Annotated in this window: 20 protein-coding genes and 2 tRNA genes; 10 read left to right on the forward strand and 12 right to left on the reverse strand. The window is 68.9% G+C overall.

The window, feature by feature from the left end; genetic code table 11:
* Positions 1 to 235 precede the first annotated feature (235 nt).
* Positions 236 to 934, forward strand: coding sequence for a DUF5324 family protein (locus tag ACZ7L4_RS31220; RefSeq protein ID WP_472108158.1), 699 nt, complete (start codon positions 236 to 238; stop codon positions 932 to 934).
* Between the two features lie 63 nt (positions 935 to 997).
* Here the strand turns inward: ACZ7L4_RS31220 and ACZ7L4_RS31225 are convergent.
* Positions 998 to 1070: transfer RNA gene (locus ACZ7L4_RS31225), tRNA-Ala, on the reverse strand.
* Positions 1071 to 1253: 183 nt separating this feature from the next.
* On the opposite strand from ACZ7L4_RS31225, the gene ACZ7L4_RS31230 reads away from it, so the two are divergent.
* Together ACZ7L4_RS31230 and ACZ7L4_RS31235 are read left to right on the forward strand one after the other, a co-directional pair.
* Positions 1254 to 1802 carry a helix-turn-helix domain-containing protein gene (locus ACZ7L4_RS31230; protein WP_399228908.1) on the forward strand — a complete coding sequence of 183 codons (549 nt, stop codon included), beginning with the start codon at positions 1254 to 1256 and terminating at the stop codon, positions 1800 to 1802.
* Positions 1803 to 1856: 54 nt separating this feature from the next.
* Complete coding sequence (locus ACZ7L4_RS31235; RefSeq protein ID WP_472107866.1) at positions 1857 to 3488, forward strand: serine/threonine-protein kinase; 1632 nt, start codon at positions 1857 to 1859, stop codon at positions 3486 to 3488.
* 55 nt (positions 3489 to 3543) lie between these two features.
* On the opposite strand, the gene ACZ7L4_RS31240 is transcribed toward ACZ7L4_RS31235, so the two are convergent.
* Entirely contained in the window at positions 3544 to 5028 is a 1485-nt protein-coding gene (locus ACZ7L4_RS31240; protein WP_472107868.1) for a hypothetical protein, read from the reverse strand.
* Positions 5029 to 5176: 148 nt separating this feature from the next.
* Positions 5177 to 5305: a DLW-39 family protein gene (locus ACZ7L4_RS31245; RefSeq protein WP_003999697.1), complete on the reverse strand. Its 129-nt coding sequence runs from the start codon at positions 5303 to 5305 to the stop codon at positions 5177 to 5179.
* A 262-nt stretch (positions 5306 to 5567) separates the two neighbouring features.
* Here ACZ7L4_RS31245 and ACZ7L4_RS31250 point away from each other — a divergent pair, with 262 nt between their 5' ends.
* On the forward strand, positions 5568 to 5906 hold the full coding sequence (locus ACZ7L4_RS31250) for a DUF6344 domain-containing protein (RefSeq protein ID WP_450816725.1): 339 nt from the start codon (positions 5568 to 5570) through the stop codon (positions 5904 to 5906).
* 344 nt (positions 5907 to 6250) lie between these two features.
* Here the strand turns inward: ACZ7L4_RS31250 and ACZ7L4_RS31255 are convergent.
* The 9 genes from ACZ7L4_RS31255 to dnaA all read right to left on the reverse strand — a co-directional run bounded on the left by ACZ7L4_RS31255 (position 6251) and on the right by dnaA (position 19036).
* Positions 6251 to 6324 (reverse strand) — tRNA-Ile (locus ACZ7L4_RS31255).
* A 131-nt stretch (positions 6325 to 6455) separates the two neighbouring features.
* The gene (locus tag ACZ7L4_RS31260; protein WP_450816723.1) at positions 6456 to 7145 is read right to left on the reverse strand and encodes a DUF3566 domain-containing protein; all 690 of its coding nucleotides are present in this window, start codon (positions 7143 to 7145) and stop codon (positions 6456 to 6458) included.
* Between the two features lie 18 nt (positions 7146 to 7163).
* Positions 7164 to 9788: a DNA gyrase subunit A gene (gyrA, locus tag ACZ7L4_RS31265; RefSeq protein ID WP_472107870.1), complete on the reverse strand. Its 2625-nt coding sequence runs from the start codon at positions 9786 to 9788 to the stop codon at positions 7164 to 7166.
* Between the two features lie 41 nt (positions 9789 to 9829).
* A complete protein-coding gene (gene gyrB, locus ACZ7L4_RS31270) occupies positions 9830 to 11878 on the reverse strand; it encodes a DNA topoisomerase (ATP-hydrolyzing) subunit B (protein WP_472107872.1) in 2049 nt (682 codons plus the stop codon).
* A gap of 299 nt (positions 11879 to 12177) precedes the next feature.
* The gene (locus tag ACZ7L4_RS31275) at positions 12178 to 12738 is read right to left on the reverse strand and encodes a DciA family protein (protein ID WP_450816717.1); all 561 of its coding nucleotides are present in this window, start codon (positions 12736 to 12738) and stop codon (positions 12178 to 12180) included.
* Positions 12735 to 13859: a DNA replication/repair protein RecF gene (gene recF / locus ACZ7L4_RS31280; protein ID WP_450816715.1), complete on the reverse strand. Its 1125-nt coding sequence runs from the start codon at positions 13857 to 13859 to the stop codon at positions 12735 to 12737. Before recF ends, ACZ7L4_RS31275 begins: the two co-directional genes overlap by 4 nt.
* Positions 13860 to 13914: 55 nt before the next feature.
* Positions 13915 to 14790, reverse strand: coding sequence for a phosphogluconate dehydrogenase (NAD(+)-dependent, decarboxylating) (gene gnd / locus ACZ7L4_RS31285; protein ID WP_472107874.1), 876 nt, complete (start codon positions 14788 to 14790; stop codon positions 13915 to 13917).
* Positions 14791 to 14950: 160 nt separating this feature from the next.
* Entirely contained in the window at positions 14951 to 16081 is a 1131-nt protein-coding gene (gene dnaN, locus ACZ7L4_RS31290) for a DNA polymerase III subunit beta (RefSeq protein ID WP_472107875.1), read from the reverse strand.
* A gap of 918 nt (positions 16082 to 16999) precedes the next feature.
* A complete protein-coding gene (dnaA, locus tag ACZ7L4_RS31295) occupies positions 17000 to 19036 on the reverse strand; it encodes a chromosomal replication initiator protein DnaA (protein WP_472107877.1) in 2037 nt (678 codons plus the stop codon).
* A gap of 382 nt (positions 19037 to 19418) precedes the next feature.
* Here dnaA and rpmH point away from each other — a divergent pair, with 382 nt between their 5' ends.
* The 6 genes from rpmH to rsmG all read left to right on the forward strand — a co-directional run bounded on the left by rpmH (position 19419) and on the right by rsmG (position 23006).
* Positions 19419 to 19556 (forward strand): 50S ribosomal protein L34, encoded by a 138-nt coding sequence (gene rpmH / locus ACZ7L4_RS31300; protein ID WP_010985740.1) that lies wholly within the window; start codon positions 19419 to 19421, stop codon positions 19554 to 19556.
* A 20-nt stretch (positions 19557 to 19576) separates the two neighbouring features.
* On the forward strand, positions 19577 to 19948 hold the full coding sequence (gene rnpA, locus ACZ7L4_RS31305; protein WP_351332263.1) for a ribonuclease P protein component: 372 nt from the start codon (positions 19577 to 19579) through the stop codon (positions 19946 to 19948).
* Complete coding sequence (gene yidD / locus ACZ7L4_RS31310; RefSeq protein ID WP_266711973.1) at positions 19945 to 20295, forward strand: membrane protein insertion efficiency factor YidD; 351 nt, start codon at positions 19945 to 19947, stop codon at positions 20293 to 20295. The genes rnpA and yidD overlap by 4 nt, the downstream gene beginning before the upstream one ends.
* Positions 20296 to 20303: 8 nt before the next feature.
* Entirely contained in the window at positions 20304 to 21614 is a 1311-nt protein-coding gene (gene yidC, locus ACZ7L4_RS31315) for a membrane protein insertase YidC (RefSeq protein ID WP_472107879.1), read from the forward strand.
* Positions 21615 to 21667: 53 nt separating this feature from the next.
* Positions 21668 to 22177: a Jag family protein gene (locus ACZ7L4_RS31320; RefSeq protein ID WP_399228884.1), complete on the forward strand. Its 510-nt coding sequence runs from the start codon at positions 21668 to 21670 to the stop codon at positions 22175 to 22177.
* A gap of 112 nt (positions 22178 to 22289) precedes the next feature.
* A complete protein-coding gene (gene rsmG / locus ACZ7L4_RS31325; protein WP_385759055.1) occupies positions 22290 to 23006 on the forward strand; it encodes a 16S rRNA (guanine(527)-N(7))-methyltransferase RsmG in 717 nt (238 codons plus the stop codon).
* Positions 23007 to 23116 lie beyond the last annotated feature (110 nt).

Consider the following 23116-nt stretch of genomic DNA (forward strand, 5'->3'; position numbering starts at 1 on the left):
CACTCTCGGTGGCCCCGGACGGACTTGTCAGGGTTGTGCGGGGGTTTCAGCAGCCGAAATCCGGTCTACTCGCAGTCGAAGAGGCGCGCCCCGCCACGATCCGTGGCATTGTCGTCGCCAAGTCCCTTTATCAAGCCGTACCAAGCCTTACCACCGCATTGACGCTCCCGGCAGGCATGATCCGCGAAAGGGTGGAAAGGTGAAAAACCTGTACGCCACCGAGGAGGAGGATCCCGTGACCCGCATCGACAGCGTGCGTGCCGCGACCGGCTCGGCGAAGGACAGCGTCCTGCACGCCGCGGAAGTGGTGGCGCCCTACGCCGAGTCGGCGAGGGACCGTGCCACGACGTACGCGCAAGAGGCGCGCGTCGCGCTCGGGCCCAAGGTTTCGCAGGCCGCGCACCAGGCGCGTGCCCAGTACGACGCGCATCTCGCTCCGCGCCTCGAACAGGCCCGGACGCATGTCCCGCCGAAGCTCGACCAGGCCGCGCACGACGCGGCGGCCCGCACCCGCGAGGCCGCGCGCCAGGCAGCGGCGTATTCGAAGCCGCGTATCGAGCAGGCGGTCGCCGCGTCCGAGCCGGTACGCAAGGAGGCCGCTGCCCGCGGCAGCGCCGCCTATTCCGGGCTGCGCGGCGACGTCTCGCCGAAGGAGATCCGCAAGCTGGTGCGCAAGCACGAGCGTCGGGCCCGCTCCGGCCGTGTCGCCAAGCGTCTCGTCGTCCTCGGCATCCTCGCGGGCGGCGCGTTCGCCGCGTGGAAGTGGTGGGACAAGCAGGCCAACCCGGACTGGCTGGTGGAGCCGCCGGCCGCCACCGAGGTTCCCGACAGCGCGCCGCTGACCTCCGTCGACGGCAGCGGCCGGGACATCCTCGACCCCGAGGTGCAGGCGAAGCAGGCCGAGGCGGACACGTCCGTGGAGGACGAGCGCTGAGGTCCCGCATACGGCGAAAGCCCCTCCGACCAGGGAGAACCTGGGCGGAGGGGCTTTCTGCTGTGGAGCCTAGGGGAGTCGAACCCCTGACATCTGCCATGCAAAGACAGCGCTCTACCAACTGAGCTAAGGCCCCGAAAACGATGCGTCCCACCGGAAGTTTCACGTTCCGGTTCGGCACCGCAGACCAGAGTACCGGGTCACCCCCTGAATCCTGCAAAAAGATTGGGGGTCCCGGCGGGCGACCACTCTCCGTAAGATGCCCCACGTGCTTCGCGGCAGCGAAGGACCGTACTTGGGGAAGCGATGGGGAGACGCAATGGACGCCGCACAGCAGGAAGCCACCGCAAGAGCCAGGGAGCTCCAGCGGAACTGGTACGGGGAGCCGCTGGGGGCGCTCTTCCGTCGGCTGATCGAGGACCTCGGGCTCAACCAGGCCCGCCTCGCGGGAGTGCTCGGGCTTTCCGCCCCCATGCTGTCGCAGCTCATGAGCGGTCAGCGCGCGAAGATCGGCAACCCTGCCGTGGTGCAGCGCGTGCAGCTGCTCCAGTCGCTCGCGGGTCAGGTCGCCGACGGCAGCGTCAGCGCGGCCGAGGCCACCGAGCGGATGGACGAGATCAAGAAGTCGCAGGGCGGGTCGGTGCTCAGCAACACCGGGCAGGCGTCGAACAGTTCGGGCGCGCCGACGGTGAAGCGCGTCGTGCGTGAGATCCAGTCGCTGCTGCGTTCCGTCTCGGCCGCGAGCGACATCATCGAGGCGGCGGACTCGCTCGCCCCCAGCCACCCCGAGCTGGCAGAGTTCCTCCGGGTGTACGGCGCGGGGCGCACCTCCGACGCGGTCGCCCACTACCAGTCGCACCAGAGCTGACCCCGGTCTGGCGCGGCACCGTGTCCGGCGCCGGGAGGGGAGCGACGCGCGACCATGGGTGAGGTCTTCGCCGGCCGGTACGAACTGGCCGATCCGATCGGCCGCGGGGGAGTGGGCGCGGTCTGGCGCGCCTGGGACCACCGGCGCCGCCGCTATGTGGCGGCGAAGGTTCTGCAGCAGTCCGACGCCCACACCCTGCTGCGCTTCGTGCGGGAGCAGGCGCTGCGCATCGACCACCCGCACGTCCTGGCCCCGGCCAGCTGGGCCGCGGACGACGACAAGGTCCTGTTCACCATGGACCTGGTCGCCGGCGGCTCGCTCGTCCATCTCGTCGCGGACTACGGGCCGCTGCCGCCCCAGTTCGTCTGCGTCCTCCTCGATCAGCTCCTCTCCGGGCTCACCGCCGTGCATGCCGAGGGCGTGGTGCACCGCGACATCAAGCCCGCCAACCTCCTGCTCGAGGCCACCGGGACCGGGCTGCCGCATCTGCGCGTGTCCGACTTCGGCATCGCGATGCGCAAGGGCGAGCCGCGCCTGACGGAGGCGGACTACGTGGTGGGCACTCCGGGGTACTTCGCGCCGGAGCAGGAGATGGGCGCGGAACCCGACTTCCCCGCGGACCTGTTCGCCACGGGGCTCGTCGCGCTCCATCTCCTGGAGGGCGCCATGCCCGACTCCAAGGCCCTGATCGAACACTTCGAGGAACACGGCACCCCGAGGGCGCCGCAGGGCGTGCCGGGGCCGCTGTGGGGCGTCCTCGCCGGGCTGCTGCAGCCGGACCCCGATACGCGGTTCCGCACCGCGACCGGTGCCCGCAAGGCCCTCCTCGCCGCGGCCGAACTCCTCCCGGATCCGGGTCCCGACGACGAGCTGATCGAGGTCTTCGACCAACTCGGCCCGCTCCCCCCGGGCTTCGGCCCCGGCGGCCCCGCGGTACGAGGGCGCCGGGCCCGGCCGGTGAACGGTGCGGGGACGCCGGTGCACGAGCAGTCGACGGCGGGGCGAGGCGCCGCCTCCCCGGCCCACGGCGCGGGCCAGAGCGGTCAAGGTGCGGTCTCGGCGGACCATCAGGGATCGGTCCCGGCGGGCCATGGGCTCGGGGCGCACACAGCGGCGCCGCAGCTCCCGCAGGTTCCGCCACCACCCACCAACACCCCGCTGCCGCCACGCCCTTCGGAACCGCCCGAGCCCTCGGCGTTCCCCGAGCCATCGGCGTTCCCCGAGGGAGCGGCGTCCCCCGATTCCTTTGGTTCCTTGGCGTTCCCCGAAGGGACCGTGTCCCCCGCGCCCTCGGCACCTCCGGCTCCACCCGCGCCCCCAGCGCCCCAGGTGCCTCCAGTGCCCGAGATGCCCCCGGCGCCCCCGACCGGCCTCACCCCGCCGCCGATCGGCCCCACGCCGCCCCCTCTCCCCCCGGAACCGACGCCAACGCCCGACCCCGCACCCGTACCTGCCCCCGCACCGGAACACACTCCGGAACCGGCCCCCGAACCACCGCTTCTCGCCCCGCACCCGTCCGCCCCCTCGCCCCTCGACCCTCCCCAGGTCCGTCACTCTCTGTACGCATCCGACGACGCAGAAGTTCCCCGGCCCCGGCCAGGACCACCCGCGAGGGTGACGATCCCGGTGCTGCTCCTGGCTCTGGCCTGCTTCGCGGTGGGCATCTGGGCGTTGACCCGCCCCTGATCCGGCCCTGGCCAGCCCGTGGCTCGCCTCTGGCCACCGCCGCCGAGCCCCCGCTCTACCCCTGTGCCCGCCGCACCTTCCGCACGGCGAGCACCCGCCACGCCCCCAGCCACAGCACCAACGCGCTCCCGGTCCCGATGCCGGCCACACCCACCACCGTCATCAGGCCGTCCCCCAGCGGCGCCGCGGACGAAGCCGCCGCACCTCCGGAAGCCTCCTCACGCCCAGCCGCGGCACCAGCTCCAGAACCCGCTCCGGCCCCGGAATCCGGCCCTGACCCCGTCCCCGGAGCAGCCTTGGAGCCACCCCCTTCACCGGCCCCGAAGTCCCATTCCGCCCCGCCTTCCCCCCGCTCGGCGGCCGCCAGGTCCTCGGACGTCACCTGGAACTCCCCCGGATCCCGCACATAGTCGGGCGCCTGCTTCGCCTCCCCGTCGACGGCCACCCGCAGCGTCATCCCCAGGCCCCCGGACCCGGCCTTCTCCGCCATCGCCGGGCTGAGCGTGACCTTGAGCCAGTACCAGCCGGCGAGCCCCGTCGCCGCCTCGTCGCCGCGCGACAGCAGCCGGTTCCCGTACGCGACGGGCGGCAGCGGGTCGAGGGCGGCCGAGACCGTGCCACCCGAGTACTCCGCGCCCTTCGTCGCCACCGGCGCCCGCGCGGGGTTGTACAGCTCCATGTCGAGCGCCCCTGGGACCGTCCCCCGGCCTCCGACGCCCGTCGAACCGTCCAACTCGACGCCGAAGGCGAGCTGTTGCCCCCAGTCCACCGGCACCCGGTAGAAGTGGCTCTGCCCCGGCCCGATCCGGTCCTTCCAGGCGCCGGACGTCAGCGCCCTCGCGTCGTTGAACCCGGTGCCCCCGCTGCGCCGCGCGCCCGCCCCCGACGGCAGCTCCGCCGGCTCCGAAGGCCAGGACCGCGCCCCCGCTCCCGGGGCGGCGGACACAAGGCCCGGCTCGGTGGCCACCCGCAGTTCGAGCCCCCAGTCCCGTTCGCTCGACCCGGCCGCCGCCGTCCGCTCCACGACTACGTAGTACGTCCCGGCCGACTGGCACCGCAGTCCTCCGGGACGTACGGGACGCTCGACCGTCGCCGCGATCGGCCGCGGAGAGGAAGCCGAGCGGAACGTCGCGCGTTCGGCATCGCACTGATTCCCCTGGCTGTCCCGCAGCGACACCGCGATGCCGTCCGCGGCCGCCGCCTTCACCCCCGAACCCAGCGGCGGCACGGCCACGACCGAGGCGTACGCGGTGGCGGCCCCGTCCAGCTCGACGCGGTAGTAGGCGGTGGCGCCGTCCCCGGCCGCGAGTGAACTCCGGTAGGTCGCGCCGGTCTTGAGCTGCGCCGCCGTCGCACCACTGCGCGCCCCGTGGACGCTCTGGGCACCCTCGGCGAATTCGTACGGATTTCCGTTGCCCGCCGCCCACGCCGCCCCCGGCAGCGCCAGCACCAGGGCCGCGCACAGGCCCGCCCCGGCAGCGCCCCGCGCCGGGCCCCGGCCGCGCCGCCCCTTCCTCAGCCGCCTCAGGAGTCTCCCCATGGACGGCCATCCTGCCGTTCCACTCCGCGCGGTGTCCGGCGTGCGACGGATTCCCGCCACGCAATCGCACGGGTAAAGGCACCCCGGACAGCACAGGGCCCCGGCCGCTGCTGCGACCGGGGCCCTGTGAAGTGACTGTTGTCAGTACTCACGAACCCGTGGGCACGGAGTCAGTCGCCTCCGTCCACAGATCCTGCTCGGCGCGATCCGCCTGGATCTGGCGGTACACGAGGAGCCCGCCGATGGCGGCCAGTGCGACCAGGAGAAGCTTCTTCACCGCGCGACCTCGTCTTTCCTTGACGTAGGGGACTTCTGGCGCCCGACTATACACACCGATCGATACCGATCGGTGACCTGGATCCACCTCAACTCGGCCCCTGAGGACAGCAGTAGAAACTGCGGCAGAAACGGCCCCTTGCGCCCATCCGAGTGGTGTTCATCTGAATATCGACGCCCCGCGAGCGTCGGTCCACCACTCGCGAGCCCCCATCCACATCATGAGGAAAGTACGCAAATCGCCCAACCTGAAATGAGGGGCCATGACCAAGCAGAAGGTCATGACGGTGTGGACCGTCATCATCTCCGCATTCATCGCGCTGTTCTCGGCGCTCGGACTCACCTCCCCGGCCACCGCGGCCACTCCGGCTCAGCAGACGGAGAAGACCCAGAGCGAGAGCGCGACGGTCAGCGCCCCCGCACCCGCGGCGGCCCGCCCGTACTGGTCGCTCAAGCGGTCGCTGCCACCGACGATGAAGCAGCGCATCCGCGCCGAGGCCCACGGTTCCTCCCCGAGCGTCCGCCACCGCCCGCCGGCCGACACCGAGCAGCGCAACGCCGACAGCCACCTCGCGGCCGAGACCCTCACCACGCAGCTGTAGCCCGCACCACGCAGCAGACGTAGCCGCGACGTAGAAGACGTGGACGCAGAAGAACCAGCGGCACAGACGGAACAGCAGTACAGACGGAACAGCAGTACAGACAGCACAGCGGTACAGAAGAACCCGCAGTACAGAAGATCCCGCAGCAAAGACGGCACAGCCGGGCGGACAACCACGCCCGGAGACGGCAGAACCGCGCACCAGACACAACAGAACAGCAGGACTGTCGAACGAGGCCCCAGCCATCCCCTACGGCTGCGCGGGCCCATCGGCATGTCCGCCCACGCCCCGCCCGCGTACAGCAGAAGACCCCCAAGCGTTTCCGCTTGAGGGTCCTCGTGATGTGGGGCTAACAGGATTTGAACCTGTGGCCTCATCCTTATCAGGGATGCGCTCTAACCAACTGAGCTATAGCCCCGCCGCGCTCTGCGGTGTGTGTCCCGCGCGCTGACTCCTGAAGATTAGCGCACTGGGGGGCCAGTCCCAAAATCGATAGTCCTGGCCCGCCCACCAGCGGGTCTTTCAGGCCTCAGAAAGCCGGGGGAACGGTCACTCGTCCTCGGCGAGCGTGAGCTCGACGCCGCCGACGAAGCCCGCGGAGAGGTTGTAGATGAACGCGCCGAGCGTCGCCAGGGCCGTCGCCAGCACGACGTCGATGACGGCGATGACCGTCGTGAACATCAGGACGCGCGGCAGCGACAGGAACGACTGCAGGTCGAAGCCGTTGGACTCGTTCGAGCCCGTGGCCTCGGAGATCGTGCCGCCGACCGTGGAGAAGACCCCCATGGCGTCCATGACCATCCACAGCACGGCGGCCGCGATGATCGTGCAGATGCCGAGCGCGATGGACAGCAGGAAGCTGACCTTCATCACCGACCACGGGTCCGCCTTGGCAACGCGCAGACGGGCCTTGCGCGTACGCGGGGTGGTGCGCGCCCCGGTGCGCGGCCTGCGGGCCCCGTCCGGTGAGTTCTGGTACGCCTGCGGCGGGTGGTACGGCTGGGCCGGCTGCTGCGGCCGCTCGCCCGGCAGGGCACCGCTGCCACCGGTCGCGTACTGCTGGGTCTGCGGACCTCGGGTGTCCGTCACAGTTCCCCCCTGGGATCCATGAGACTCGTTCGAGTCGGTCGAGTCGGTTGAGCCTTTGACGTCATCGACGTCGTGAGCGGAGCCACGGCCGCTCTCGGTTTCCGTACCGGTGGATGTCCCGGTAGAGCCTGCGCCCGTGGCTCCGCTCACGATGACTCACTCCTCGCGCTACTCGGCCGAGGACTGTCCGCCCTCGTCCGTTCCGACGGCCGTCTCACCCGCGGTGGAATCGTCGGTCTCGGCGCCGTCCGCGTCCTGCGGGACGTCGCCGTCGACTTCCTCCGCCTCACGGCCGGCCTCGGCGTTACGTGCGATGCCGACGACGGCATCGCGCTTGCCCAGGTTGATCAGTTGGACGCCCATGGTGTCACGGCCCGTCTCCCTGACCTCGTTGACTCGCGTACGAATCACACCGCCGGACAGCGTGATGGCGAGGATCTCGTCGGTCTCCTCGGTCACCAGGGCGCCGACGAGCTCGCCGCGGTCCTCCACGATCCTGGCGGCCTTGATACCGAGGCCACCGCGACCCTGGACGCGGTACTCGTCGACGTTGGTCCGCTTCGCGTACCCACCGTCGGTGGCGGTGAAGACGAACGTACCGGCACGCACGACATTCATCGAGAGCAGTTCGTCTCCCTCGCGGAAGCTCATGCCCTTGACGCCGGACGTGGCACGCCCCATGGGACGCAGTGCGTCGTCCGTGGCGGTGAACCGGATGGACTGCGCCTTCTTACTGATGAGCAGCAGATCGTCCTCGGCGGAGACCAGCTCGGCGCCGATCAGCTCGTCGTCCGAACCGTCCGCGGCCTCGCGGAGGTTGATGGCGATGACGCCACCGGAGCGCGGCGAGTCGTAGTCCTTCAGAGGCGTCTTCTTGACGAGACCCGCCTTGGTGGCGAGCACCAGGTAGGGCACCGCTTCGTAGTCGCGGATCGCGAGGATCTCGGCGATCGACTCGTCCGGCTGGAAGGCGAGCAGGTTCGCGACGTGCTGACCGCGCGCGTCCCGCCCGGCGTCCGGGAGTTCGTACGCCTTCGCGCGGTAGACGCGTCCCTTGTTGGTGAAGAAGAGCAGCCAGTGGTGCGTCGTCGACACGAAGAAGTGGTCGACGATGTCGTCTTCCTTGAGCTTCGTGCCGCGCACGCCCTTGCCGCCGCGCTTCTGGGAGCGGTAGTCGTCGGTCTTGGTGCGCTTGACGTAGCCACCGCGCGTGATGGTGACGACGATGTCCTCTTCGGCGATCAGGTCCTCGATGGACATGTCGCCCTCGAAGGGCACCAGCTTGGTGCGGCGGTCGTCGCCGAACTTGTCGACGATCTGCTGCAGCTCCGAGCTGACGATCTCGCGCTGGCGCTGCGGCGAGGCCAGGATCGCGTTGTACTCGTTGATCTTCTGCTGGAGCTCGTCGTGCTCCTGGACGATCTTCTGGCGCTCCAGGGCGGCCAGTCGGCGCAGCTGCATCTCGAGGATGGCGTTCGCCTGGATCTCGTCGATCGCCAGGAGCTCCATGAGGCCCCCGCGCGCGACGTCGACGGTCTCACTGCGCCGGATGAGCGCGATGACCTCGTCGATGGCGTCCAGGGCCTTCAGGAGGCCGCGCAGGATGTGGGCGCGCTCCTCGGCCTTGCGGAGACGGAACTTCGTCCGGCGGACGATGACCTCGATCTGGTGCGCCACCCAGTGCCGGATGAACGCGTCGAGGGACAGCGTGCGCGGCACGCCGTCGACCAGCGCCAGCATGTTGGCGCCGAAGTTCGTCTGCAGGTCGGTGTGCTTGTACAGGTTGTTCAGGACGACCTTGGCGACCGCGTCCCGCTTCAGGACGATGACCAGGCGCTGGCCTGTACGGGACGACGTCTCGTCGCGGACGTCTGCGATGCCGCCGACCTTGCCGTCCTTCACGAGGTCGGCGATCTTCTGGGCGAGGTTGTCCGGGTTGACCTGGTAGGGCAGTTCGGTGACGACCAGGCACTGGCGGTTCTGGATCTCCTCGACCGCGACGACCGCGCGCATCGTGATGGAGCCGCGACCGGTGCGGTACGCCTCCTCGATGCCCTTGCGGCCCACCACGAGGGCGCCGGTCGGGAAGTCCGGGCCCTTGATGCGCTCGATGAGGGCGTCCAGGAGCTCCTCGTGCGAGGCCTCCGGGTTCTCCAGGCACCACTGGGCACCGGCGGCGACCTCGCGCAGGTTGTGCGGCGGGATGTTGGTCGCCATGCCGACCGCGATGCCGGCCGAGCCGTTGATCAGCAGGTTCGGGAAGCGGGCCGGCAGGACGGTCGGCTCCTGGGAGCGGCCGTCGTAGTTGTCCGTGAAGTCGACGGTCTCCTCGTCGATGTCACGGACCATCTCCATGGACAGCGGCGCCATCTTGCACTCGGTGTAGCGCATGGCGGCCGCGGGGTCGTTGCCCGGGGAGCCGAAGTTTCCGTTGGAGTCCACCAGCGGCATGCGCATCGACCACGGCTGGGCGAGTCGCACCAGGGCGTCGTAGATCGAGGAGTCGCCGTGCGGGTGGTAGTTGCCCATGACGTCGCCGACGACGCGGGCGCACTTGTAGAAGCCCTTCTCGGGCCGGTAGCCGCCGTCGTACATGGCGTACAGGACGCGGCGGTGGACGGGCTTGAGGCCGTCGCGTACGTCGGGCAGCGCGCGGGACACGATGACGGACATCGCGTAGTCCAGGTAGGAGCGCTGCATCTCCGTCTCGAGCCCGACGGGCTCGATCCGCATCGCGATGGCGCTGCCGTCCTCGTTCTCTTCGGGCGGCGTGGGGGTGTTCTCGTCGGCCATTGCTGGTCAAGATCCTTTCTGTGCGGTCAGCTGAGACCGACTCAGATGTCGAGGAAGCGGACGTCCTTGGCGTTGCGCTGGATGAACGAGCGCCGGGCCTCGACGTCCTCGCCCATGAGGACCGAGAACAGGTCGTCGGCCTGGGCGGCGTCGTCGAGGGTGACCTGGCCGAGCACGCGGTGCTCCTGGTCCATGGTCGTGACGCGCAGCTCCTCGGCGTTCATCTCACCGAGGCCCTTGAAGCGCTGGACCGAGTCGTCCTTGATGCGCTTGCCGGCCTGCCTGCCCATCTCGATCAGGGCGTCGCGCTCGCGGTCCGAGTACGCGTACTCGAAGTCGTCACGGCCCCACTTGATCTTGTAGAGCGGCGGGCGCGACAGGAAGACGTGACCGGCCTCGACCAGCGGACGCATGAAGCGGAACAGGAAGGTCAGCAGCAGGGTGTTGATGTGCTGGCCGTCGACGTCGGCGTCCGCCATCAGGATGATCTTGTGATAGCGGAGCTTCTCGATGTCGAAGTCCTCGTGGACTCCGGTGCCGAAGGCCGAGATCAGCGCCTGGATCTCCTGGTTGTGCAGGATCTTGTCGATGCGCGCCTTCTCGACGTTCAGGATCTTGCCTCGGATCGGCAGGATGGCCTGGTACATCGGGTCACGGCCGGACTTGGCCGAGCCACCGGCGGAGTCACCCTCGACGATGAAGATCTCGCACTTGGTGGGGTCGTTCGACTGGCAGTCGGAGAGCTTGCCCGGCAGGGACGCGGTCTCCAGGAGGCCCTTGCGACGGGTCAGGTCGCGGGCCTTACGGGCCGCCACGCGCGCGGTGGCCGCCTGGATGGCCTTGCGGATGATGTCCGTGGCCTCGACGGGGTTGCGGTCGAGCCAGTCCTGGAGGTGCTCGTAGACGACCTTCTGGACGAAGGTCTTCGCCTCGGTGTTGCCCAGCTTGGTCTTGGTCTGGCCCTCGAACTGCGGCTCGCTCAGCTTGATCGAGATGATCGCGGTCAGACCCTCGCGGATGTCGTCACCCGTGAGGTTGTCGTCCTTCTCGCGCAGCAGCTTCTTGTCGCGCGCGTACCGGTTGATGAGACCGGTCATCGCGGCGCGGAAGCCCTCCTCGTGGGTACCGCCCTCGTGTGTGTGGATCACGTTGGCGAAGGAGTAGACGCCCTCGCTGTAGCTGGTGTTCCACTGCATCGCGACCTCGATGGAAAGGAGCTTCTCCTTGTCCTCGGCCTCGATGTCGATCACGGAGGGGTGAACGACCTCTCCCTTGCGGGAGTTCAGGTACTTCACGAAGTCGACGATGCCGCCTTCGTAGTGGTACGAGACCGAACGCGGCTCGAAGGCGGTGTCGTCGCCCGCCTCGTTCGTGTCCGCGCCGGCCGTGGCCTTCGCGATGTCGCGCTCGTCCGTGAGGTTGATCTTCAGGCCCTTGTTGAGGAAGGCCATCTCCTGGAAGCGCCGCGACAGCGTCTCGAAGGAGTACTCGGTGGTCTCGAAGATGTCGCCGTCGGCCCAGAACGTGACCGAGGTGCCGGTCTCGTCGGTCGCCTCGTGCTGCGCCAGCGGCGCGGTCGGGACGCCGGCCTTGTACTCCTGCGTCCAGCGGTGGCCGTCGGTCTTGATCTCGACGGAGACCTTCGTGGACAGCGCGTTGACGACGGAGACGCCCACGCCGTGCAGACCACCGGAGACGGCGTAGCCGCCGCCTCCGAACTTGCCGCCCGCGTGCAGGACGGTCAGCACGACCTCGACGGCGGGCTTCCCCTCGGAGGGGATGATGCCCACGGGGATGCCACGGCCGTTGTCGACGACGCGGACGCCGCCGTCGGGCAGGATCGTGACGTCGATCGTGTCCGCGTGACCGGCCAGGGCCTCGTCGACGGAGTTGTCCACGACCTCCTGCACCATGTGGTGAAGGCCACGCTCACCGGTCGAGCCGATGTACATGCCGGGTCGCTTGCGGACCGCGTCCAGCCCTTCGAGGACGGTGATCGCACTGGCGTCGTACGAGGCCTCTGTGGCCCCGACGTGCTCTTCGGCGTCGGTGGACGGGATGTTCTCGTTGGGGTTGCCGGAATCGGCCACGAAGCGCCCTTTCTGGCACAGCACAAGCCAAGCTCCCGGTTGGTGGCCGGAGCGGCTGCGGCGTGTTTGTTCGGTAAGCCCTGATCAGCGTTGCTCGGTGCGTCCCACAAGTGGGGCGGGATTGTCTCCCAGTGTACCGGTAGCTCGGACATAGATGGGGGTTTGGCGGTGCCTGAGTCCTCATGTGCCGCCCTCAACCGGGATCGTCCGACTCCCCCTATGCGGTGCGGGGCTCCGAGAGGCTCACAGCGGCACTCAGCGCTTCGAGGTGTGAACCACCAGCTACGGCGGCCGATCGGTCACCCGTAGGTGTCGCCGGGACCCGTGCTTCCGGGGGCTCGCAAGGGGCCGTAGCGGCGCGGGCCACCACCGGGATTCTTGATGTCGATGCGGCGCACGGCGCCGTGTCCGAGATCCTCGTTCAGGCGCCTGACCAGCTGCGGAGCCAGCATTCGCACCTGGGTCGCCCAGGCCGTCGAATCGCACTGCACCACCAGGACCCGCTCGTCCTCGTCGTACGTCTGCGGAACACAGTGCTTGGCGAGGTCCTCGCCGACGATCTGCGGCCAGCGCCCCATGACGCCGCCGACCGCGGCCGGAGTCTCCCAGCCGCGCTCGGTGATCAGCCGGTTGATGGCGGGGCCGAGGCCCATCGGGTCCCGCCCGTCGGAGCGCGCCCCGGACCGCAGTCCGCCGCCGCGCCGCGCCTGCTTCTTCTGCTGGGCGGAGTCACCACGCGCGCGTGCCGCCTCTTTCGCCGCACGGAGGGCGACGCGCGCCAGGTCGACACCAGAAGGCTCGGGATCGGCTTTTGGTTCCCGCGGGCCCTTCGCACCTTCGGGGGATTCTCCGGCGCTCACAGCCGCTCCACCGTTCCGTCCGACACCGCGTAGCGGGTGCCCGCGAGTATCCCCGGTACGTCATCGTCGACGGCGGCCGTGACCAGAACCTGCTCACCGGGCGCCACGAGCTCCGCCAGGCGCTCCCTGCGGCGCGCGTCCAGCTCGGCGAAGACGTCGTCGAGGACGAGCACCGGCTCGTTCCCCTCGGCCCGCAGCAGGTCGTACGAGGCCAGGCGCAGCGCCAGCGCGTACGACCAGGACTCGCCGTGGCTCGCGTAGCCCTTGGCGGGCAGCTGGCCGAGCTTGAGGACCAGTTCGTCGCGGTGCGGGCCGACCAGCGTGACGCCCCGCTCGATCTCCTGCTTGCGCGCCCCTTCGAGGGCGGCGAGCAGCTGCTCGTAGAGCTCCTCGCGCGCGTGCCCGACGATTTCGGGGGACGAGGGCTTGTACTCCAGGGCGATCGGCCCGCCGCCCGGCGCCAGCTGCTCGTACGCCTTGTCGGCCAGCGGCTGCAGCGTCGCGATCAGGTCGAGCCGCTGCGCGAGCAGCTCCGCGCCCGCGCGCGCGATGTGCTGGTCCCACACGTCGAGCGTGGACAGGTCCATGGAGCGCCCACCGTGCCGCCGCGCGAGCGCCGCGGTCTTCAGGAGCGTGTTGCGCTGCTTCAGGACACGGTCGTAATCGGAGCGCACGCCCGCCATCCGGGGCGAGCGCGCGGTGATCAGCTCGTCGAGGAAGCGCCGGCGCTCACCGGGGTCGCCCTTCACCAGGGCCAGGTCCTCCGGCGCGAACAGCACCGTCCGGACGATCCCCAGCACGTCACGCGGCTTGACCTGCGAGGACCTGTTGATCCTGGCGCGGTTGGCCTTGCCCGGATTCAGTTCGAGCTCGACGAGCTGCTGGCGCTCGCCCTGCCGTACCTGCGCCCGGATCACGGCGCGCTCGGCGCCCATGCGCACCAGAGGGGCGTCGGAGGAGACGCGGTGGCTGCCGAGCGTGGCGAGGTAGCCGACGGCCTCGACGATGTTCGTCTTGCCCTGCCCGTTCGGGCCCACGAACGCGGTGACGCCCGGGTCGAGTGCGACCTCGGCCCGGGCGTACGAGCGGAAGTCGGCCAGCGACAGATGCGTGACGTGCATGGTCGTGGGCCGACCTCCCCCAGAGTTCTGAACAGCGGTTTTCTACAGGTGTGGATTAATTCTTCTCGACGGCGTGGCCGCCGAACTGGTTGCGCAGCGCCGCGATCATCTTCATCTGCGGCGAGTCCTCCTGCCGGGAGGAGAAGCGCGCGAACAGCGACGCGGTGATCGCCGGCAGCGGGACGGCGTTGTCGATGGCCGCTTCCACGGTCCACCGGCCCTCGCCCGAGTCCGCCGCGAAGCCGCGGAGCTTGTCCAGGTGCTGGTCCTCGTCGAGCGCGTTGACGGCGAGGTCGAGCAGCCAGGAGCGGATGACCGTGCCCTCCTGCCAGGAGCGGAAGACCTCGCGGACGTTGTCGACGGAGTCGACCTTCTCCAGGAGCTCCCAGCCCTCGGCGTAGGCCTGCATCATGGCGTACTCGATGCCGTTGTGGACCATCTTGGAGAAGTGCCCGGCGCCGACCTTGCCCGCGTGCACGTAGCCGAAGTCGCCCTCCGGCTTGAGGGCGTCGAAGACCGGCTTGACCTTCGCGACGTTCTCCTCGGAGCCGCCGACCATCAGCGCGTAGCCGTTCTCCAGGCCCCACACGCCACCGGAGACGCCCGCGTCGACGAAGCCGATGCCCTTGGCAGCCAGCTCCTCCGCGTGCTTCTCGTCGTCCGTCCAGCGCGAATTGCCGCCGTCGACCACGATGTCGCCCTCGGAGAGCAGCTCGCCGAGCTCGTCGATCGTTGACTGGGTCGCGGCGCCCGCCGGGACCATCACCCACACCACGCGCGGGCCCTTGAGCTTGCCCACAAGCTCCTTGAGGCTGTGGACGTCCGCGAGGTCCGGATTGCGGTCGTAGCCGAAGACGGTGTGGCCGGCGCGGCGGATGCGCTCGCGCATGTTGCCGCCCATCTTGCCGAGGCCGACGAGACCGAGCTCCATCAGTGGTTCCTTACGTTGCGACGAGCGTGAGGTGGTGCGAGGGCGGTATCGAGACCACGCGTGGCGACTCGTACCTGCGTCCGAGCCTAAACCCGGACGCTCCCGCACACCTGTGGGCATAGCCGCTCGGGCGAACCCGGCGGCCTGCACCTCAAGAACCTCAGCCGGAGAGCCGCACCGGCATGATCAGGTACTTGTACGCGTCGTCCGCCTCGGCGTCCACGGCCGGCTTGCCGGAGAGCAGCGCGGGCTTGGTGGACGTCGTGAACGACAGCTGGGCGACCGGGGAGTCGATCGCGCTCAGACCGTCGAGCAGGAAGGTCGGGTTGAAGGCGATCGAGATGTCGTCGCCCTCCAGGTTGGCGTCAACCTTTTCCACAGCCTGTGCGTCGTCGCTGGAGCCGGCCTCCAGGATGAGCACGCCCTGCTCGAAGCTGAGCCGCACCGGGGTGTTGCGCTCGGCGACGAGGGCCACACGCTTGACGGCCTCCACGAAGGGGGCGGTCTCGATGACGGCCACGGAGTTGAACTCCGTCGGGAACAGCGTGCGGTACTTCGGCAGGTCGCCCTCGAGGAGCCGGGTCGTGGTGCGGCGGCCCGCGCCCTCGAAGCCGATGAGGCCCTCGCCCGCGCCGGAGCCGGCGAGCGCCAGCGTGACCGTGTCACCGCTCGTGAGCGCCTTGGCGGTGTCCAGGAGCGTCTTGGCGGGCACCAGGGCGACCGCGGAGGCCTCCGGGTCCTCCGGCTTCCACAGGAACTCGCGGACGGCGAAGCGGTAGCGGTCGGTGGACGCCAGCGTCACCGTGTCGCCCTCGATCTCGATGCGCACACCGGTGAGGACGGGCAGCGTGTCGTCACGGCCGGCCGCGATGGCCACCTGGGACGCGGCGGCCGCGAAGACCTCGCCCGGGACGGTGCCCGTGGCGGTCGGCATCTGCGGCAGCGCCGGGTACTCCTCCACAGGAAGCGTGTGGAGTGTGAATCGCGAGGAGCCGCAGACGACGGTCGCCCGTACACCGTCTGTGGAGATCTCCACCGGACGGTTGGGCAGGGCGCGGCAGATGTCGGCGAGCAGGCGGCCGGAGACGAGCACCGTGCCCTCCTCGTCGACCTCCGCGTCCACAGAGACGCGTGCCGAGACCTCGTAGTCGAAGCTCGACAGGCTGAGTGCGCCCTCCTCGGCCTTCAGCAGAAGGCCCGCGAGGACGGGCGCAGGCGGTCGTGCCGGAAGGCTGCGCGCCGCCCAGGCCACCGCCTCCGCGAGTACGTCGCGTTCCACCCGGATCTTCACTTAAGCCGCCTCCTGCTGTTGCTGGCTGCTCTCGCCCTGCTTGGTCTTCGGTCTGCCGTCTGCATCGGCAGACGTGGTGTCACTCGGTCCACAGATGGGGAGGACACCGGGGAACAGTCTGACGCACCGCACTGACAGTCGTTGCCTGCCTCGGTCAAGTCGCGCCGAACCGAGGCCGAGCCGTCACGAGCGAGTTGTGCACAGCCCAGTCTTCGAAACGAATTCCCAGCTCTTACTAGTTGGACGTAGTAGTAGGGGCTGTGGAAAGCGTGGATAACCTCAAAATCGCAGGTCAGAGGCGGTTTTTTGTCCACTGCGGCTGTGGGCCGAGACGGTGGACAACCGGCGTTCTCTGTGGACGGCCGAAAGTTCTGCACACCCGATGCACAGGCTTGGGCGACTTCTCCCCAGCGCTGTCCCCAGCTTTACCCAGGTTCTCCCCAGCCCAACCAACCACCTTGGTGTGACGCCTTTCACTCGCGGAGGTGAGGTGGCGCGTTGCGTTGCCGAACAGTGGACAGCCGTGTGGAGAAGCTCTTGATCGCTGTGCACAACAGACGCGAGCCTGTGGGTTGCCGGTGGACAACGTCATGCACAGCCTGTGGAGAAAAAATCTCTCCACAGGCTGTGGAGACCACTTGTCCACGAATCCACAGCCGCCTGACCTGCCGTGATGTCCTGTCGCCCCAGTGCGCTGTGGATGCAGTCTGGACAACTTTCCGGTCCCCAGGGTGTGGATCGCAAAAACCCGGCAGATCTGTGGAGAACACCCGTAACGCGGCGGGGAATCGAACACCGGTTGAGCGTGCGGTGTACTCGGGCCGGCGACCGGGACGGCGTCGGGCGTGCCCACAGACGCGAAAAGGGCGCTCCGGGAGTCGTTCCCGAAGCGCCCTGCGGGTCGTAACCGGGCTGCTGTCAGCCGTTCTTGATGCGGTTGGTGAGCTCGGTGACCTGGTTGTAGATGGAGCGCCGCTCGGCCATCAGCGCGCGGATCTTGCGGTCCGCGTGCATCACGGTCGTGTGGTCGCGGCCGCCGAACTGCGCGCCGATCTTCGGCAGGGACAGGTCCGTGAGCTCACGGCACAGGTACATCGCGATCTGGCGGGCCGTCACGAGCACCCGGCTGCGCGAGGATCCGCAGAGGTCCTCGACCGTGAGGCCGAAGTAGTCCGCGGTCGCCGCCATGATGGCCGAGGCCGTGATCTCGGGAGCCGCGTCCTCGCCACCGGGGATCAGATCCTTGAGGACGATCTCCGTGAGCCCCAGGTCCACGGGCTGTCGGTTGAGCGACGCGAACGCCGTGACGCGGATCAACGCCCCTTCCAGCTCACGGATGTTGCGTGAGATGCGGGACGCGATGAACTCGAGCACCTCCGGAGGCGCGTTGAGCTGCTCCTGCACCGCCTTCTTACGAAGGATGGCGATACGGGTCTCCAGCTCCGGAGGCTGGACGTCCGTGATCAGGCCCCACTCGAACCGGTTGCGCAGCCGGTCCTCCAGCGTCACCAGCTGCTTGGGCGGCCGGTCACTGGACAGCACGATCTGCTTGTTCGCGTTGTGGAGCGTGTTGAAGGTGTGGAAGAACTCCTCCTGCGTCGACTCCTTGTCCGCGAGGAACTGGATGTCGTCGACGAGCAGGATGTCCATCTCGCGGTACCGCTTGCGGAACGAGTCGCCCTTGCCGTCACGGATCGAGTTGATGAACTCGTTGGTGAACTCCTCGGAGCTCACGTACCGCACGCGCGTGCCCGGGTACAGGCTGCGCGCGTAGTGCCCGATCGCGTGCAGCAGGTGGGTCTTGCCGAGGCCCGACTCCCCATAGATGAACAGGGGGTTGTACGCCTTGGCGGGTGCTTCGGCGACGGCGACCGCGGCCGCGTGCGCGAAGCGGTTCGACGCGCCGATCACGAATGTGTCGAAGAGGTACTTGGGGTTCAGGCGCGCCGTCGGCTCACCGGGGCCGGTCGCCGGCGCGGGCTGCGCGGCCAGGGGGCCGGGCGCGCCACTGGGCACACCACGATTGCCGGGCCCACCAGGACCGTGCCCGCCGTCCTGGGGCGGACGGCCGCCCATCGCGGGCTTGCCGGGCTCACGGCGCTGCGGCCGGTCGCGCGAAGGCTCGTAGGAACCGCGCTCCTCATAGGACGACCGCTCTTCATAAGAAGAACGGTCCTCGTAGGAGCGGTCTTCATAGGGTCGGTCTTCGTAAGAGGAGCGGTCCTCGTAGGAGGAACGGTCCTCATAAGAGGGGCGGTCCTCATAGGAGGGGCGCCCGTCCCCCTTCTGCTCGTACGGGGGGCGCTCCTGTTGCTGGTCGTAGCGACCGCGCTCCTGTTCGTACGGCTGCTGCTCGTAGGGCGACCGTTCCTGCTGCCGGTAGTCGTGCTGCGGCTGCTGTGCGGGCGACGCGTACGGGTCCCGCTCCGGGAAGCCGAGCCGGGGCTGCTGCCAGTTGTACTCGTCCTGCTGCGGACGCGGCCAGGCGCCCGGCTCGGGGCGCTGGTAGTCCGGGTAGGCGGGGCGGGCGGTCGGGAGCGGGTCGGGGCGGGGCGCCGGGGGCTGCTCGGCCCGCGGGCCCTGGCCGTGCTCGTCGGCGCCGCGGCGCTCGTAGCCCTCGTACGCGGGCGGGGGCGTGGGCGCAGGCGCGGGGGTGGGTGCAGGGGCGGGCGGCTCGCCCACGGAGTCGTCGACGGTGATCGCGATCCGGATGGGGCGGCCGCACTCGCGGCTGAGGGTCTCGCTGACGACCGGGGCCAACCGGCCCTCGAGTACGCCCTTGGCGAATTCGTTCGGCACGGCGAGCAGCGCGGTGTCGGCGACCAGTGCCAACGGCTGACAGCGCCGGATCCAGTGCTCGTCCTTCGTCTCGACGCCCTGCCCGCGGCCTTCCCCGAGGAGTTGCTCCAGAACTCGTGGCCACACTGCGGCAAGATCGGCAGGTACGTCAGCCACAGGGCACGCTCTCTCGCTGGTCCCACGAACGTGTGATTCCTGGGACGGATCGGGAAGAAAATCGGGTGGGGCGGTGAGAAGGGAACGAATCGGAGTTCAGTCACGGTAGTCAGCGCGACCGCTGCGGTTCAAGTTGTTGTCCCCAGCCTGTGGACAGTGTCCCCCGCATGACGTCGGTTTGACCGGATGGCGTAGCCGCGCGTACCGTAACCAGGTCGAGTTGTCGATGGCTGCTGCCGCCTGCCTCCGATGGGCAAGGTCACGATCCACAGTTCTTGCGGGCCGTGTAGCGGTGCACTCGGGCGTATTCGCGAGCTACTCGTGGGCGCACGGTGACAGCCAGGCGATGTCCCGCCACCACACGTTTTTCAGGAGCCCCCGAGTGAGCAAGCGCACCTTCCAGCCGAACAACCGTCGTCGCGCCAAGACCCACGGCTTCCGCCTTCGCATGCGGACCCGCGCCGGTCGTGCGATTCTCGCCAGCCGTCGTGGCAAGGGTCGCGCCAGCCTGTCCGCCTGATCTCGTAATCAGGTCATGACGTGCTGCCTACCGAGTATCGGCTGAGGCGGCGCGAAGACTTCGCGACCGCGGTACGCCGGGGACGTCGGGCCGGACGCCCGCTTCTCGTCGTTCACCTACGTAGCGGTTCAACGGACCCGCACGCGCCCAGGGAGACTCTCTCCCCGCCGCGTGCGGGTTTCGTCGTGAGCAAGGCCGTGGGTGGCGCCGTCGTACGGAACGCGGTGAAGCGCAGGCTTCGCCACCTCATGCGGGACCGGGTGGCTCTGTTGCCCCCAGGTAGCCTGGTAGTCGTACGCGCGTTGCCCGGAGCGGGTGACGCGACCCACGCACAGCTGGCCCGAGACCTGGATGCCGCCCTTCAGCGGCTGCTGGGAGGGGGCGCGCGATGAAGTACCCACTGCTGGCCTTGATCAAGATCTACCAGTGGACCATCAGTCCACTGCTGGGCCCGGTGTGCAAGTACTACCCGTCGTGCTCCCACTATGGCTTCACCGCCATCGACCGGCACGGGGCAGTCAAGGGAACAGCACTCACCGCCTGGCGGATCCTTCGGTGCAATCCGTGGTCGCTGGGCGGGGTCGACTATGTTCCGCCACGCAAGCGTCCGCGCTGGCACGAGATGCTGCGCGAGGCATGGCGCGGGGACAAAAAAACGGCCCCCGCCGTTGAGGGCGACAGCCCCTCTGCACAGGACAATAAGTCCGGAGCGACTTCGCCCAACGCCCAAGGAGCCTGATCAGGGACATGATTTCCGATATCGTCAACGCTGTATCAGGCGTTTTCGCGTTCCTCACGACCCCGGTGTCGTGGGTCATCGTCCAGTTCCACACGGTCTACGGGGCGATCTTCGGCCCTGATACCGGCTGGGCCTGGGGCCTGTCGATCGTGTCCCTGGTGGTCCTGATCCGGATCTGCCTGATCCCGCTCTTCGTGAAGCAGATCAAGTCGACCCGGAACATGCAGCTGCTCCAGCCTCAGATGAAGGCGATCCAGGAGCGCTACAAGAACGACAAGCAGCGTCAGTCCGAAGAGATGATGAAGCTGTACAAGGAGACGGGTACCAACCCGCTCTCCTCGTGCCTTCCGATTCTCGTGCAGTCGCCGTTCTTCTTCGCCCTGTACCACGTGCTCGCGGCCATCGCCGAGGGCAAGACCATCGGCGTGATCAACCAGTCGCTCCTGGACAGTGCCCAGAAGGCGCACATCTTCGGTGCCCCGCTGGCCGCGAAGTTCACGGACAGCGCTGCCGAGGTCCAGGCCATGGGCGCCTCGCTGACCGACGTCCGCGTGGTCACCGCGGTCATGATCATCATGATGTCGGCGTCGCAGTTCTACACGCAGCGCCAGCTGATGACGAAGAACGTCGACCTGACGGTGAAGACGCCGTTCATGCAGCAGCAGAAGATGCTGATGTACGTCTTCCCGCTGATCTTCCTCTTCATGGGCATCAACTTCCCCGTCGGTGTTCTCGTCTACTGGCTGACCACCAACGTGTGGACCATGGGCCAGCAGATGTACGTGATCAGCCGGAACCCCACTCCGGGCTCCAAGGCCCAGTCCAAGATGCTCGAGGGTCTGCAGAAGCACGTCGTCGAGCACAGCGCCACGAGGAACAAGCGCGAGCGGAACATCGTCAAGGCGATCGTCGCCAAGGGCCGTGACCGCAACGAGTACGAGCGCAAGTTCATCAACGGGCTGAGCAAGGCCGGTCTCGCGGCTCAGGCCGACGGCACCGTGGCCAAGGGCTCCGCCGCGGAGGAGCTGGACGAGGACGGCATGCCGAAGGGCGCCCCGAAGCGCCAGCAGCCCAAGCGCCAGTCCAAGTCGCAGCGCCAGTCCGGTGGCTCGACGGCCCAGGGCGCGGCGAAGGACGACTCCTCCTCGGAGAAGACCTCGCTGGAGAAGCAGGACGAACCGCAGGACGCGAAGCCGCAGTCCAAGGCCAAGCAGTCCGGTGGCGCCAAGCCTGCCGGCGGCTCGCAGCAGCGCAGCAAGGCCAAGTCCGGGCAGCGCAAGGGCGGCCCGCAGCGGCCGAAGTCCCCGTCCAAGAAGTAAGACCTCGACGTAAGACGTTGGCGCAAGCCTTGACGCAAGAAGGAGCCCATCCCGTGACGGAAGGCACCACCGCCGCTGCCGAGGGTGGCGACACCCTGACCCGCCTCGAGCAGGAGGGTGAGATCGCCGCGGACTACCTCGAGGGTCTGCTGGACATCGCCGACCTCGACGGCGACATCGACATGGACGTGGAGGCCGACCGTGCCGCCGTGTCCATCGTCAGCGATGTGAGCAGCCGCGATCTTCAGAAGCTGGTCGGCCGCGACGGGGAGGTCCTCGAGGCGCTCCAGGAGCTGACCCGTCTCGCGGTGCACCGGGAGACCGGGGACCGCAGCCGCCTCATGCTGGACATCGCCGGCTACCGCGCGAAGAAGCGTGCCGAGCTCAGCGAGCAGGGCGCCAAGGCCGCGGCCGAGGTGAAGAACACCGGTGAGCCGGTCAAGATGAACCCGATGACGCCCTTCGAGCGCAAGGTCGTGCACGACGCCATCAAGGCGGCCGGCCTGCGCAGTGAGTCCGAGGGCGAGGAGCCGCAGCGCTTCGTCGTCGTGCTTCCTGCCTGAGCGGCAGCACACGTCGCCTTCCGGCCCCGTCTGTTTCGCAGGCGGGGCCGATCTTTGTCAGCCTGTTAGTCAGCCACTTACTGCGGTAGAGCGGTACGGAAGGACGGTTCCCGTGACGGAGGCAGCAGAACTCCCCCCGGCCCCGGAGCAGGCCCGGGCGGTATTCGGGGAGCGCTTCCCGGACGCGGTCCGGTACGCGGAGCTTCTCGCTGACGCGGGAGTGCAGCGCGGCCTCATCGGCCCTCGCGAGGTGCCGCGGCTGTGGGAGCGGCACATCCTGAACTGCGCCGTGCTCTCCGAGGTGGTCCCCGAAGGCGTCACCGTGTGTGACGTCGGTTCGGGCGCGGGCCTGCCGGGCATTCCGCTCGCCCTGGTGCGTCCTGACCTCAAGATCACTCTGCTGGAGCCGTTGCTGCGTCGTACGACCTTCCTGACAGAGGTCGTGGAACTGCTCGGGCTCGACCATGTGACCGTGGTGCGGGGGCGGGCCGAGGAGGTCCTCGGCAAGCTGACGCCCGTCCATGTCGTCACCGCTCGCGCTGTGGCGCCGTTGGACCGGCTGGCCGCGTGGGGCGTCCCGTTGCTCCGGCCGTACGGGGAGATGCTGGCGCTCAAGGGCGACACGGCGGAGGAAGAGCTCAAGAGCGCGGCCACTGCCCTGAGCAAGCTCGGCGCGGTGGAGACATCGGTGCTGCACGTCGGTGAGGGCGTGGTGGATCCGCTGTCGACCGTCGTGCGCGTGGAGGTCGGGGAGAGCCCCGGCGGCGTGCGTTTCGCGGCGAAGCGCGCCAAGGCGGCCCGCACAGGGCGGGCCCGGCGCAGGCGCTGACGCCCGGCAGTACTCCACAAAAGCTGTCTAACGTACCCATCTCGGGGTGTCGCACGGGAGCGCATCGGGCTGCGGTGCATCGTGTTTCACGTGAAACGTCGCTCACTGCT

The organism is Streptomyces sp. NPDC107575 (assembly GCF_055657265.1).